This window comes from Anaerophaga thermohalophila str. Valhall (genome assembly GCF_000250735.1).
Taxonomy (GTDB): Bacteria; Bacteroidota; Bacteroidia; order Bacteroidales; family Marinilabiliaceae; genus Anaerophaga; species Anaerophaga thermohalophila_A.
On sequence record NZ_AHZV01000220.1, the window covers coordinates 1 to 14,347 of the forward strand.

The 14,347-nt window shown below is 43.1% G+C and carries 15 protein-coding genes; all 15 read left to right on the plus strand.

Features of this window, described 5'->3' with window-relative positions; genetic code table 11:
• The first annotated feature begins 149 nt into the window (after positions 1–149).
• The 15 genes from OQ5_RS0111870 (at position 150) to OQ5_RS0111940 (ending at position 14,320) form a co-directional block, all read left to right on the plus strand.
• A complete protein-coding gene (locus OQ5_RS0111870; RefSeq protein WP_044107827.1) occupies positions 150–2,015 on the plus strand; it encodes a [Fe-Fe] hydrogenase large subunit C-terminal domain-containing protein in 1,866 nt (621 codons plus the stop codon).
• A gap of 21 nt (positions 2,016–2,036) precedes the next feature.
• Positions 2,037–3,230, plus strand: coding sequence for a SpoIIE family protein phosphatase (locus OQ5_RS0111875; protein ID WP_016777699.1), 1,194 nt, complete (start codon positions 2,037–2,039; stop codon positions 3,228–3,230).
• Positions 3,231–3,421: 191 nt separating this feature from the next.
• The gene (locus OQ5_RS0111880) at positions 3,422–3,766 is read left to right on the plus strand and encodes a hypothetical protein (protein WP_016777700.1); all 345 of its coding nucleotides are present in this window, start codon (positions 3,422–3,424) and stop codon (positions 3,764–3,766) included.
• 20 nt (positions 3,767–3,786) lie between these two features.
• Entirely contained in the window at positions 3,787–4,209 is a 423-nt protein-coding gene (locus OQ5_RS0111885; RefSeq protein WP_016777701.1) for an ATP-binding protein, read from the plus strand.
• The gene (locus OQ5_RS0111890; protein ID WP_016777702.1) at positions 4,209–5,588 is read left to right on the plus strand and encodes a [Fe-Fe] hydrogenase large subunit C-terminal domain-containing protein; all 1,380 of its coding nucleotides are present in this window, start codon (positions 4,209–4,211) and stop codon (positions 5,586–5,588) included. The genes OQ5_RS0111885 and OQ5_RS0111890 overlap by 1 nt, the downstream gene beginning before the upstream one ends.
• Entirely contained in the window at positions 5,575–5,913 is a 339-nt protein-coding gene (locus tag OQ5_RS0111895; protein ID WP_016777703.1) for a DRTGG domain-containing protein, read from the plus strand. The genes OQ5_RS0111890 and OQ5_RS0111895 overlap by 14 nt, the downstream gene beginning before the upstream one ends.
• 9 nt (positions 5,914–5,922) lie before the next feature.
• Positions 5,923–6,681, plus strand: coding sequence for a PHP domain-containing protein (locus tag OQ5_RS0111900; protein WP_016777704.1), 759 nt, complete (start codon positions 5,923–5,925; stop codon positions 6,679–6,681).
• A gap of 75 nt (positions 6,682–6,756) precedes the next feature.
• Positions 6,757–7,278: an ATP-binding protein gene (locus tag OQ5_RS0111905; protein ID WP_026055264.1), complete on the plus strand. Its 522-nt coding sequence runs from the start codon at positions 6,757–6,759 to the stop codon at positions 7,276–7,278.
• A gap of 22 nt (positions 7,279–7,300) precedes the next feature.
• Complete coding sequence (locus tag OQ5_RS0111910) at positions 7,301–7,702, plus strand: (2Fe-2S) ferredoxin domain-containing protein (protein WP_026055265.1); 402 nt, start codon at positions 7,301–7,303, stop codon at positions 7,700–7,702.
• A gap of 168 nt (positions 7,703–7,870) precedes the next feature.
• Entirely contained in the window at positions 7,871–9,664 is a 1,794-nt protein-coding gene (locus OQ5_RS0111915; protein ID WP_016777707.1) for an NADH-quinone oxidoreductase subunit NuoF, read from the plus strand.
• 33 nt (positions 9,665–9,697) lie between these two features.
• Positions 9,698–11,470: an NADH-dependent [FeFe] hydrogenase, group A6 gene (locus OQ5_RS0111920; RefSeq protein WP_016777708.1), complete on the plus strand. Its 1,773-nt coding sequence runs from the start codon at positions 9,698–9,700 to the stop codon at positions 11,468–11,470.
• 122 nt (positions 11,471–11,592) lie between these two features.
• A complete protein-coding gene (locus OQ5_RS0111925) occupies positions 11,593–12,066 on the plus strand; it encodes an NADH-quinone oxidoreductase subunit NuoE family protein (protein ID WP_016777709.1) in 474 nt (157 codons plus the stop codon).
• 70 nt (positions 12,067–12,136) lie between these two features.
• Positions 12,137–13,570 (plus strand): [FeFe] hydrogenase H-cluster radical SAM maturase HydG, encoded by a 1,434-nt coding sequence (gene hydG, locus OQ5_RS0111930; RefSeq protein ID WP_016777710.1) that lies wholly within the window; start codon positions 12,137–12,139, stop codon positions 13,568–13,570.
• Between the two features lie 74 nt (positions 13,571–13,644).
• Entirely contained in the window at positions 13,645–13,872 is a 228-nt protein-coding gene (locus tag OQ5_RS0111935; protein ID WP_016777711.1) for a UPF0175 family protein, read from the plus strand.
• Positions 13,865–14,320 (plus strand): DUF3368 domain-containing protein, encoded by a 456-nt coding sequence (locus OQ5_RS0111940; protein WP_016777712.1) that lies wholly within the window; start codon positions 13,865–13,867, stop codon positions 14,318–14,320. The genes OQ5_RS0111935 and OQ5_RS0111940 overlap by 8 nt, the downstream gene beginning before the upstream one ends.
• Positions 14,321–14,347: the final 27 nt, after the last annotated feature.

Consider the following 14,347-nt stretch of genomic DNA (forward strand, 5'->3'; position numbering starts at 1 on the left):
GCAAGGCTTGCGAAGCCGCCAAAAACGGAGTTTACTTTTCGTAAATGAGTATTTTGGCGGAGAGCGTAACACAGCAAATGGTACTTTATGGACAGACATTAGGTAGAAATAGTTAGTGCTTGTCTATAAAGCCGGAAAAGTTTCTTGTTATGGCGCAGTTAATTCATGTAGACCCCGATAAATGTAATTTAAGTCTCACCTGTATTCGTGTTTGTCCGGCCAAGGCCATCAGAATAAAAGACAAGCATGCCGAGATATTACCATCGAGATGTATTGGTTGTGGTAATTGTGTTACCATGTGTTCCCAGAATGCTATTGATGTTCGTGATGAAAAGAAAATGGTTCAGGAATTACTCGACGGAGATGTTCCTGTGGCTGCAGTTTGTGACCCGACCATTTCGGCTGAGTTTGTAGATATTACCGATTACCGGAAATTTGTGGGTATGATCCGGGCACTTGGATTTACTTATGTTATGGAGGGTGCTTTTGGTGTTGATCTCGTTTCTTTTCGTTACCGTGAATTATTATACAATTTTCATGGTAAATACTATATCAGTACAAATTGCCCTCCTGTTGTGTCTCATGTGGAAAAATATCATCCGGAACTGGTTGATAACCTGGCACCAATAGTTCCTCCTTATGTGGCTATGGCTAAAGTGACGAGACAGTTATATGGCGAAAATACCAAAGTAGTGTTTCTTACTGCCTGTGTTGCAGCAAAAGATGACGCTCGTTTTTTTAAAGGAGACGGTCGTACCGATGCTGTGCTGACATTTCTGGAATTGAGAGAAATGTTTGCCGAAAAGCGTATTACCGAAAACTCTGTAGAATTCAGTGATTTTGATCCTCCTATTGGTCGGAAAGGCGGACTTTTCCCAATTAACCGTGGGATGCTTCAGGCTGTGGACATAAATCAGGACTTGCTGAGTGCCAGCATTATCATTACTGAAGGAAGAAACAACTTTCTTCAGTCGCTACAGGAATTTAAAACAGAAATAGGGTTACAACAACATCTTGACCTTTTCTATTGCGAAGGTTGTATCATGGGCCCGGGAACATCGCCTGGCGGCAAAAAATTCTACCGGCGCTCACACGTGATCAAATATGTAAACAAAAGGCTCAGAGATTTCGACTATGAAACATGGCAACAGCAGGTTGAGTCGTTTCGCGACCTTGATCTGAGTCGTTCATTCAAAGCCAGGGACCAACGGTTACCTTATCCCTCAGAAAGTGAAATTCAGCGTGTCTTGCATGAAATGGGAAAAGGAAAAGTGGAAGACCAGCTGGGATGCGGAGCCTGTGGTTATCCGTCGTGTCGTGAGTTTGCCGTTGCCTATTGTCAGGGACTTACCAATTATGAGATGTGTTATACTTATACCATCCACAAGATGCATACCTATATTGGAAAGTTGAATGCCACCAATGAGAAACTTAAGAAAACAAAGGAGGCCCTCAAACAGAGCGAAGAAAAGGCCAGGGAAGAAGAGAAGGCAGCCAGGCTTGCTGCCGAAACCACCACAGCCATGCTCAACAAAATAAGGGCAGGCGTGGTGATTGTGGATGAAAATCTGAAAATTATTGAATCGAACCATAGTTTTATTAATATGATTGGTGAAGATGCCCAACATATTAATGAGCTGGTACCGGGCCTGAAGGGGGCCGAATTGCAGTCTCTGTTGCCATTTCATAAATTGTTCGCCACTGTTTTACAGTCGGGACAGGATTTATTGAATCGCGATACAACTTTAGGAAGTTCAATTCTCAATGTTTCTGTCTTCACTATAGAAAAAAATAAAATTGTGGGGGGGATAATACGCGATCTTACGGCCCCGGAAGTTAGGAGAGAAGAGGTGGTGACAAGGGCTCGTGAGGTGATACGGGAGAACCTTGAAACAGTGCAGCAAATCGCATTTCTTTTGGGTGAGAGTGCATCCAAAACCGAAAAGATTTTAACATCCATAATTGAGGCACAAAAGCTGGGAACACGCGATGATGCTGAGATAGAAAAGAAGTAAAAGCCTTTATTTTGAATCAAGATGCATTTACCCGAACAAAATATTTTCCTTGATATTTTTTGTGAGCAAAACGATCATGAAGGTGAATCCATCTGTGGTGATGTCTTTCTTTCACGAAGGGTAAGAGAAGAGGGGCGAACCATTGTGGTCTTGTCAGACGGGATGGGATCGGGCGTGAAGGCCAATGTTTTGGCTTCACTAACTTCGTCGATGGCTGTAAATTTTACTATAGAGCACAGGGAGGTGAGAAAAACAGCTGAAATAATTATGGATACGCTGCCTGTGTGTTCGGTCCGAAAAATAAGCTATTCCACTTTTACCATTGTTGATATAGAGGACAGCGGACAAACAACTATCGTTGAATACGACAATCCTCCATGCTTATTGCTTCGGAATAACCGGGAGTTTGATCCTGGATGGGAAAATCTTGAACTTGAATCGGAAAAACACAAGGGTAAGGTTATTCGAACCTGCAGTTTTATGGCTCAAAAGGAAGACCGGATTGTTTTCTGGACCGACGGAATAATTCAATCGGGAATGGGAACACGTTCATTCCCGTTTGGTTGGGGACGGGAGGGTGCAGTTGAATATGCTCTCAAAGTTTTAGGTAACGAACCATACATTTCGGCCACTAAAATGGCCAGGAAAATTGTTAACATGGCGGCGCTCCATGACGGTGAAACTCCGAAGGATGATACCTCTTGCGGAGTTGTATATTTTCGAGAACCCCGAAAACTTCTTTTAGTGTCGGGGCCACCGTTTGAAGAAAAACACGATCTGGATTTTGCTCTGAAAGTGCAGCGTTTCAATGGCAAGAAGATTATTTCCGGTGGCACTACTGCCGAAATTGTTGCCCGGGAGCTGGCTTTGGAATTTGATGCCGGAATGCAATCTTCCGATCCCGAACTACCCCCGGTTTCTTATGTTGAGGGCATCAATCTTGTAACAGAGGGCATTTTGACGCTGGGAAAAGTGGCACGGATACTCGAAAATTATCATCGCGACACAAAACTCGGTAATGGTCCTGCCGATCAGATTATCCGAATGCTTTTGGAAAGCGATAAAATTCATATTCTAAACGGTACCAGAATTAATGTTGCCCATCAGGACCCCAACTTGCCGGTAGAACTTGAAATCAGACGGACAGTTATTAAGCGTATCGTAAACTTATTGGAAGAGAAGTTCCTGAAAGAGGTTACCGTAGAATATATGTAAAAATGTAATGCAGCCATTCTTACGATAATTTAGACTTAGTATTAATTACTTACAATGCCATTTTTTATTTTTTCTAAAGGTTAAAAATTGTAGTTTCGTGTGATTATTATTGAAAAAAATCTTTAATTATATTTCATTGATAATTAGGTTTTTGTAAACTTACAAGAATTCAAATTTAGGCCGAAAACCAAATGAAGATTAGTCAGTTAGTGGAAGTTTTGGAAGGCAAGGTGGTTTGTGGTGAGCAGTTTCTCGACAAGGAAGTGCAGTATGGTTTTGCAAGCGACTTGATGAGCGATGTACTTACTTTGGATAGTGACAAACTGGTTTTAATTACCGGCTTGAATAATTTACAGACAATAAGAACAGCAGAAATGGCTGATATAGAGTGTGTTATATTTGTAAGGAACAAAAAGGTGTTACCGCCTATGATTGAAATTGCCTGTGAGCATGAAATGGTTTTGGTGGAATGCCGTTTTTCCATGTTTAATGCTGTTGCCAGGTTGAGCACAGCAGGCCTGAAGCCGGTTTATTAAAACTTAGCAGGTTAAAAGGAATGAAGTTCAAATACGAGATAGAAGGAGGGAATTTTTCAAAAGCCGGGAATGCCAGTAGTGAAGTTAAAAAGATACTGAAACAATTAAATGTTCCTCCGCCAATTATTAAGCGACTTGTTGTAGCTCTTTATGAAGGAGAAGTCAACGTTGTTGCACATGCATGGAATGGTTGCATTTATGTGGAAATTGAACCGGAGCGCATTGATGTAAAAATAGAGGACAAAGGACCGGGCATACCTGATATAGAGCAGGCAATGCAGGAAGGGTTTTCAACTGCATCGCAGGCAGTACGCGAGATGGGGTTTGGAGCCGGAATGGGACTTCCGAATATGAAGAAAAATGCCGATCAGTTGAATATTTCCAGCAAGGTAGGGAAAGGAACGATTGTTGAACTTGTAATTTTCTTAAACGGAAAAAGATAATGGCAGAAGCCGGATTTTATCATGCCCTGAAAGTTGATGATGAGCTTTGTTACGGATGCACGCACTGTATGAACGTGTGTCCTACAGGTGCCATCCGTATAAGAAACGGGAAAGCATCGATAAGGGCCGACTGGTGTGTCGATTGTGGAGAGTGTATGCGTGCTTGTCCGGTAGATGCTATTTATGTGGAGCAGGACGACTTTGATAAAATTTTCCGGTTCAAATGCAGGGTGGCTCTGGTTCCTGCTGTACTAATCGGGCAGTTTCAGTCGAAAGTGACCGAGGCAGAGATTTTTTCGGTGATGAGAGAGCTGGGATTCACGCATGTTTTTCAGACGGAACATACAGCAGGTCTTATCAACCGCACCATGATCGAAGTTTCCCGCGAAGCAATGCAAAAGCCGGTTATCTCTTCCTTTTGTCCCGCCATTGTGCGGTTGATACAAATTAAGTTCCCTTCCTTGCTTGATCAGGTTTTAAGGGTGAAGCCACCCATTGATGCATCAGCAGTTTATTTCAGGAAGCGCCTCGAAGACGAAGGTATTGACCCGGCGGATATCGGAATTTTTTATGTTACGCCCTGTGCAGCTAAAATTGCTGCCGTAAAAAGCCCTGTGGGAGAAGAAAAATCGCCACTTGACGGGGTTATTAACATGAGTTTTATCTATAACAAGATATACCGGATGGTTAAAAACCGTCACAACAACAGTAGTATCTCTCCGGGCGAAATGTTGCCGTTGCTGAGTCCGCGATCAATAAAACACAGTCTCACCGGAGGTGAAGTTTCCGGTATGGAGGGACGTTGCCTGGCTATTGATGAGATACACAATGTGATTGAATTTCTTGAAAAGCTTGAGAATGATGAGATTGAGGGGGTTGATTTTCTCGAGCTCAGAGCCTGTGACCAAAGTTGTGCCGGTGGCGTTTTGGTGGGCGGAAATCGTTTTCTTACTGTTGAGAGGCTCCATAAAAGAGCTGTTCGGTTCGAAGGTGTGGCAGATATTCCAGGGGATATAAAAGCGTATTCGAACTTTATGTCGAAAAACCTGGGAATAGGTGAATTAAAACCCCGGTCGATGATGGCTCTGGATGAGGACATGGGTGAAGCCATGAGAAAGATGCAACAGGTGCGTCATCTGATGTGCTTTTTACCCGGAATTGATTGTGGAGCCTGCGGAGCACCCAATTGTCAAAGTCTGGCCGAAGATATTGTAAGAAGAGAATCCCAACTTTCGGCTTGTGTATTTATTCAGAGAATGATGGAAAAACACAGTAAGCTCAGCGGAGAGCATGCTCTGAGAATTATAGAAAAAATTTGGGGTAAGAACAGGCTCGATAAAAACTGTAACAAGAAAGGAGCGGAAAATGACAGTGAATGACATCGTGCATAAATTGGGTCTCACCGTTTTTGGTGGTGAAAAAGGACTTGATCGCGAAATTACAGGCGGATATGTTTCCGATTTGCTAAGCGATGTTATGGGCAACGCATCCGAAGGTGATGTGTGGATAACCCTGCAGACCCATAAAAATGTGATGGCCGTTGCCTCATTGAAAGAGGTGGCTGCAGTGATACTCGTCAAAGGGTTAAAGCCCGACGATGATACCCTTGCTCAGAGCAATGAGGAAGGTATTCCTTTGCTGGGTACAGAACTTGAGGCATTTGATGTTGCAGGAAAACTTTATGCTTTGATTAAATCAAAATGAACCAATATAATGCTCAAAATATTTCGTGCCGATTTGCATGTTCATTCGGTGTTGTCACCTTGTGGAAGTCTGGAAATGAGTCCGGCACGAATCATTCATGAAGCCAGACAAAAGCACATTGACATATTAGCGATCACAGATCACAATTCTACCCGCCAATGCCGGGTTGTAATGAAGCTCGGAGGCGATGCCGGAATTAAGGTATGGGGAGGCGCAGAGATCAACACCCGTGAAGAGGTACATTCCCTGGCATTGTTTGAAGATTTGCAAGCAATAAACGAGTTTCAGAGATGGTTAGATAAGTGGCTTCGGGTCATTAAAAATAAGCCCGATTATTTCGGCGATCAGGTTTGGGTAGATGAGAATGAGAATATTCTGGGAGAGGAGGAACGTTTGCTGATTGTCTCGATCGACAGGAGTTTGGAGCAGTCTTATGAAGAGGTGCATCGTTTGGGAGGCGTCTTTATTCCTGCCCATATCGACCGGAGAAGCAACAGCCTGATCAGTCAGCTTGGGTTTATTCCGTCTGATGTCAGAGCGGATGCGCTGGAAATTAGTCCAAATGCAGAACCAGAATATGTGCTAAGTCAGGGATGGGGTAAAATAAAACCTTTGGTTGCAGGATCGGATGCTCATCAGCCTGATAAGTTAGGCACTCACGTAACACATTTAAAAATGAAGGATACCACTCTGGAAGAGTTTAAAAAAGCTTTAAAGTGCAAGTCAGGACGAAAAATACTTCCACTTTGGGATAATAATAGATCGTAAGATTTTTAGATATAAGATATAAGATGAAACGAGTCGCGATTATGCGGAACGAGTTCCATAATACCTAAAAAACTAATGAAGGATTTATCGATGCATATACTCGATATTGTCGAAAATTCGGTGAAGGCAGGGGCAACTCAGGTGGTTGTTGACTTGAATTATCACGATGATGTTTTGGAAATGACCATTCGCGACAACGGTTGCGGAATGGATACCGAAACTGTTAAAAAGGTACTCGATCCCTACTCAACATCGCGAACAACCAGAAAAGTGGGCTTGGGATTGCCTTTTTTAAAGATGAATGCTGAACAAACAGGAGGTGCGGTGCAGGTTGAATCGGAGCCCGGGAGGGGCACTTTAGTGTCTGCCACTTTTGTAACCACGCATATAGATTGTGTTCCACAGGGCGATATTCCGGCAACTTTAGCGCTTCTGATAACCGGGCACCCGGATATTAATTTCAGGATACGGATAGCGAAGAGTACCGGCTCATTTGAAATTTCATCAGAAGAGATTAAGGAGGTTTTGGATGGTGTTCCTGTATCGCATCCGAGAGTGAATGTTTTTATCAGAAATATGTTAAAAGAAGAAATCTAAGTTTTTGAAAATTGATTCAGATATGAGTAATAAAGTAAAAAGTCTTCAGGACCTCAGAAAAATGAGGGATGAACTCAAAGGTAAAATTAACCTTCGAGAAAAAAGTGATAATCCTGATAACCTGGTGCAAATAAAGGTGTCTATGGCTACCTGCGGAATTGCATCCGGAGCCAGGGAGACCATGAACTATATCATTGACGATCTGGATAATCAGGCTATTGATGCTGTTGTAACCCAGACAGGATGTATGGGCTATTGTTATGCAGAACCAACCATTGAAGTAACACTTCCAGGTGAAGAGCCCGTTATTATTGGGAATGTTGACACAAAAAAAGCTTCGGAGATCATAGAAAAGTATATTAAGAACGGTGAACTTGTGGATGGAATCATCCCCGATACTTATAAAACCATTGATAATAAATAAATGAGCCCGGTCTAAAAAGCATCTTTGTTGCCAAACTCTGTGTTGTTTTAAATTTTTGCATCCTCATTAACAATGAGTTAACTCCGGTACAAAAATTTAAAACGCCTTGATTTTGACAAAAATATGCTTTTTATACCGCACTCATAAATTCAAATCCAAAATATTGCTATGGCCAAATATAAAAATCATATTCTTGTTTGTGGAGGTACCGGTTGCCGGGCTTCCCAAAGCGAAGCCATTGCTGCCAACCTTCAAAAAGCTGTTGATGAAAACAATTTGGGGAATGACGTTCAGGTAGTAAAAACAGGTTGCTTTGGTTTCTGTGAAAAGGGTCCGGTTATAAAAATGGTACCCGATAATACTTTTTACGTCCATGTGGCCCCCGAGGATGCCGAAGAGTTGGTTTTGGAGCATCTGGTGAAAGGACGGAAAGTTGAACGTTTATTGTACATCGATCCCGAAACCAAAGCACCGGTGAGTGACTCCAGGCACATGGATTTTTACAAAAAGCAGTTGAGAATCGCTTTAAGAAACTGCGGTTTCATCGATCCCGAGAATATTGATGAATACATTGCGCGGGATGGTTACAGTGCTTTGGGAACTGTTCTGGAGAAAATGTCCCCCGAAGAGGCAATAAAAGTCGTTAAGGATTCCGGTCTCAGGGGACGCGGCGGGGGAGGCTTCCCTACCGGCCTGAAATGGGAGCTGACCTACAAATCAGAATCTGATCAGAAATATGTGGTTTGTAACGCCGATGAAGGTGACCCTGGCGCTTTTATGGACCGTTCGATTCTGGAAGGAGATCCGCATTCCGTATTGGAAGCAATGGCCATTTGCGGCTATTGTATTGGTGCCGATACAGGTCTGATATACATCCGTGCAGAATATCCACTGGCCATTAAACGGCTTAAGATTGCCATAGACCAGGCCAGGGAATACGGTTTGCTCGGTAAGGATATATTCGGTTCGGGCTTTGATTTTGATGTCAGTATCCGCTATGGTGCCGGTGCTTTTGTGTGTGGCGAGGAAACAGCACTGATTCATTCGATGGAAGGTATGCGCGGAGAACCTACCGTGAAACCGCCTTTCCCGGCACAGAGCGGATATAAGGGAAAGCCAACCAATGTGAACAATGTTGAAACGTTTGCTAATATTCCTGCCATTTTCCTTAAAGGAGCCGAATGGTTCAACAAAATAGGTACTGAGAAAAGTGCGGGAACAAAAGTTTTTGCGCTGGCCGGTAAAGTAAATAATGTCGGCCTCATTGAAGTACCGATGGGTACAACGCTGAGAGAGGTAATATTTGACATTGGCGGCGGCATAAAAGGAGGAAAGAAATTTAAAGCGGTTCAAACAGGAGGGCCTTCCGGGGGATGCCTGACAGAGAATCACCTGGATTTGCCCATCGATTATGATACTCTGCTGGCGAGTGGATCAATGATGGGATCGGGTGGTATGATTGTGATGGATGAGGATGACTGTATGGTTTCTGTCGCTAAATTCTATCTTGATTTCACGGTTGAGGAAAGCTGTGGTAAATGTACGCCATGTCGGGTTGGGAATAAACGACTATATGAGTTACTCGACAAGATTACTCTGGGTAAAGCTGAAGAGGGTGATCTTACCCTTCTCCGAAATCTTGCAAATGTAATCAAGGATACTGCACTTTGCGGGTTGGGGCAGACATCGCCAAACCCGGTACTATCTACTATGGATAATTTCCCGGAAGAATATGAGGCCCACGTGAAAGATGGAAAATGTCCGGCAGGACAGTGCCGGGCTCTTATGCAGTATGTCATCGACCAAAACCTGTGTGTTGGATGTACTCTGTGTTCCCGGGTTTGTCCGGTTGATGCCATTTCGGGAGAGAAGAAGATGCCGCACTTTATCGACAGCTCTGTTTGCATCAAATGCGGGGCATGTATGGAGAAATGTAAATTTGGAGCCATCAGTGTTCAGTAACCAGATTGATAATCATTGAAAAAAATAAAAGGAATGAACTTAGTTAAACTAACTATAGATAATAAGCCGGTTGTGGTGGAACAGGGAACTACCATTCTGGAGGCCGCCAAATCTATCGGTATCAAGATTCCGTCGTTGTGTTATATGAAAATGGACGACATGAATTTTGAAAATAAGCCCGGTGGTTGCAGGGTTTGTGTTGTGGAAGTTGAAGGACGCCGTAATCTTGCGCCTGCCTGTAAAACAGAATGCCTTGAGGGAATGGTTGTTAAAACGCATACGGTCAGAGTAATCAATGCAAGGCGTACAGTTATGGAACTGATCCTTTCCGATCACCCTGCCGAGTGTCTGACTTGTGCTAAATCAGGAGAATGCGAACTGCAGGACCTGGCACAAAATCTTGGCATCAGGGAAATTCACTACACCGGAGAGCAGTCGCATTACAAAGGAGACCGGTCTCCGGCAATCATACGCGAGATGGATAAATGTATCATGTGTCGCCGGTGTGAAACAGCCTGTAACGAAGTGCAGACAGTGGGCGTTTTGTCGGCTGTCAATCGCGGTTTCGAGTCGGTTGTGGCGCCTGCCTTCGAAATGGACCTTGATCATTCGGTTTGTACATATTGTGGTCAGTGTGTGGCTGTTTGCCCTACTGGAGCGTTGACCGAACGTGACTATACCTGGAAAGTGATAGAAGCACTGGTTGATCCGAATAAAACCGTGGTGGTTCAGACTGCACCGGCCGTCAGGGCAGCGTTGGGAGAATCATTCGGAATGGAACCCGGCACTCTGGTTACCGGTAAGATGGTGGCCGCATTGAGAAAACTGGGATTCGACTACGTGTTTGATACCGATTTTGCTGCCGATTTGACGATTATGGAAGAAGGAACCGAATTCCTCGATCGGCTTACACGTCATTTAAACGGGGATAAGAGTGTTAAATTGCCTATTCTTACCAGTTGCTGCCCTGGTTGGGTCAAATTTTTCGAACATCAGTTTCCGGAGATGATTGATATTCCTTCCACAGCAAAATCACCTCAGCAGATGTTTGGTGCCATAGCAAAATCTTACTTTGCAAAGAAGCTTGATAAAAAACGTGAAGACCTTGTGGTGGTTTCGGTAATGCCTTGCCTGGCCAAGAAATATGAATGTACACGCGAGGAGTTCTCCGTGAATGGAGATGCAGATGTTAATGTATCCGTTACCACACGTGAACTGGCTCAGCTCATCCGTAATGCCAATATTGATTTTGCTTCACTTACCGATGAGGAATTTGATCAGCCTCTCGGAGAATCGACAGGCGCCGGAGTTATTTTCGGAACAACAGGTGGCGTGATTGAAGCTGCTGTACGTTCTGCTTATGAATTGCATACCGGGAAACATCTTGAAAAGGTTGAATTTAATGAGCTCAGGGGAATGGAAGGTTCAAGGAAAGCAACCGTCGATTTTGACGGCATGAAACTTAACATCGGTATTGCGCATGGATTGGGCAATGCCCGTAAGTTGTTGGAAGATGTGAAATCAGGAAAGTCGGATTTCCATGCTATTGAAATAATGGCTTGTCCGGGCGGATGTATAGGTGGAGGTGGACAGCCTTATCATCATGGCAATGTTGATATATTGAAGAAACGTCAACGGGCCATCTATGAAGAAGATGCCGGAAAACCCATACGCAAGTCGCACGAAAATCCGTTCATACAGGAACTCTATAAAGAGTTTCTCGGAAAACCGCTCAGCGACCTGTCGCATGAACTGTTGCACACCCACTATTTCGATCGAAAGAAAAAAGTGGAGATTGAAGAATAAGTTTTTAGTAGATAGTGGATAGTGGATAGTTTTTAGTGGATAGTTTTTAGTGGATAGTTTTTAACAATCTAACAATCTAACATCTAAATATCTTTAATCTGATAATCTAATGATCTGTTTTTATGGCAAAAGTAAAAATACCCGATAACAAAGTTCAGGAGTTGAAGGACATTTGCAAAAGTTTTAATAACGATCCTGGCGAACTTATCAACGTTTTACATCAGGCACAGCAATTGTTTGGTTATCTTCCTGCCGAGGTTCAGGAAATCGTGGCTGATGAGATGAATGTTTCCGTTGCGCATGTATACGGTGTGGTGACATTTTATTCTTTCTTCTCCATGTTGCCTAAAGGAAAGCATCCTATTTCCATTTGTATGGGTACAGCGTGCTATGTGCGCGGAGCCGAGAAGGTACTCGACGAGTTTAAACGCCGGCTGGATGTGAAAGTGGGTGAAACAACCCCCGATGGCAAGTTTTCGTTGAGTTGTCTGCGGTGCGTCGGCGCCTGCGGACTGGCTCCCGTGGTAACCATAGGAGAGCGGGTTTACGGGCGTGTTTCGCCTGATGATGTAAAGAAAATTCTTGACGAGTATTAGGCGATTTTCTGTTTTATTTTTTCAATAACCCGGTAATCGTCGTAACTTTATAGTTTTAAAGACAAGGGTTATGTCAATTTTTTATCATCCGCAAAAATACAGGATTGAAGATCGTCCCATGCAGAATTTTATTGATTCTGATGAGATTTGGGAAATCCTGAAGAGAAATGAAAATCCCGATCCGGGACGAGTGAGGGAAGTTATTGCCCGCTCGCTGGATAAAAACAGACTGACACTCGATGAAACGGCCGCCTTGATCAATGCCAACACGCCCGAACTCATTGAAGAGATAAAGGAAGGTGCCCGCGAGTTGAAAGAGAGAGTATATGGAAAGCGAATTGTGCTTTTTGCGCCTCTTTATATCGGAAATTTGTGTGTCAACAATTGTGCATACTGCGGTTTCAGAACCGATAATAAGAAACAAAAACGGATTACTTTAACACCTGAGGAAATAAGTGAGGAGGTTACTATGCTCGAAGATGCCGGGCATAAGCGGTTAATCCTTGTTTTTGGAGAGCATCCCAAATACGATGCAAAATTTATTGCCGATACCGTACGCCATGTATACAGTGTTAAACATCTTAACGGAGAGATAAGAAGGGTTAATATCAATGCCGCACCTTTCGATGTGGATGGTTTTAAAATTGTAAAAGAAGCCGGTATCGGCACCTATCAGGTTTTTCAGGAGACTTATCATCGCGATACATATCTGAAAGTTCATCTTGGCGGGAAAAAACGTGATTTCGACTGGCGGATCACGGCGCTTGACCGTGCCCAGGAAGCCGGCATCGACGATGTGGGCATTGGTGCTCTTTTGGGACTCTACGACTGGCGGTTTGAGGTTTTGGGGCTTCTTCGGCATGTTAATCATTTCGAAGCAGTTTACAATGTTGGCCCGCATACCATTTCTTTTCCCAGGCTGAAAAAGGCATCCGGGTTTGACGCAAAACCTGAATTCGATGTTTCGGATGAAGAATTTACCCGCCTGGTGGCCATTTTGAGACTTGCTGTTCCTTACACAGGAATGATTCTTACCGCCCGTGAACCGGCACATATCCGCGATGAGGTTTTACAATTCGGGGTGTCGCAGATTGATGGTGGAACCAACATTGAACTGAAGGGTTATACAACAAAAAATCCCGAACAAAATCTTGATCAGGAACAATTCACCATCGGTGATAACCGCACCCTGAACGAGGTGATGGACGAACTTATTGGTCATGGCTTTTTACCTTCCTTTTGCACGGCTTGTTATCGTTTAAAACGAACCGGGGAACATTTTATGGAGTTTTCTGTTCCCGGTTTCATCAAGCGCTTCTGTCAGCCCAATGCTATGCTTACCATGGCCGAATATCTTGAAGACTATGCTCCTAAAGAGACAAAAGAAAAGGGCTACCGGCTTATCGAAGAAAATCTGAAAGATTATAAAGACGAACAGTTCCGGGATAAACTGATAGACAGGTTGGAGCGAGTTAAAAAGGGGGAGAGGGATTTGTATTTTTAAAGGAAAAATGGCCTGTTTTTTGTTAATTTGTGAAATGATATAATGATTTCGTATTTTTGAGAAAATGAATGATTATGAGAACTATTCAACTAAATATACCAGATAGCATTGATTTGAAAGATTATGATTTTTCAATGATAATCGCTGCAAAGTTGTATGAGGATGCTAAACTTTCGGCTGGACAAGCGGCTGAAATAGTTGGGTTATCAAAAAGGGCGTTTATTGAGATGTTAGGAAAATATGGAGTTTCTGTTTTCAGTACATCGATTTCTGATTTACATTCCGATATAGCAAATGCCTAAGATTGTTATCTCAGATACCAGCACATTGATACTCTTTCACAAGATTGATGAGTTGAGTCTTTTGCAAAAAATGTATGGAGAATTGATTACCACACCTGAGATTGCAGAGGAATTTGGAGAAGATTTGCCTGATTGGGTTAAAATTCAACCTGTTTCAGATAAAAAATATCAGGATTTTCTAGAAACACAGGTCGATTATGGAGAAGCTAGTGCAATTGCTTTAGCCACAGAGTATGACGATGTATTATTGTTACTTGATGACTTGAAAGCTCGAAAATTAGCGACTCGATTAAAGTTCAAGATTACAGGAACGCTCGGAGTGATTCATAGAGCAAAACAAATGTCACTTATTGACAAAGTAAAACCATTGATTGACAAATTGTTGTTGACTGATTTTAGAGTAGCTGGCAATATCGTTGATGAGATTCTGAAATTGAACAAGGAATAGATTCCCAGCCACTAACAGCCAATATAG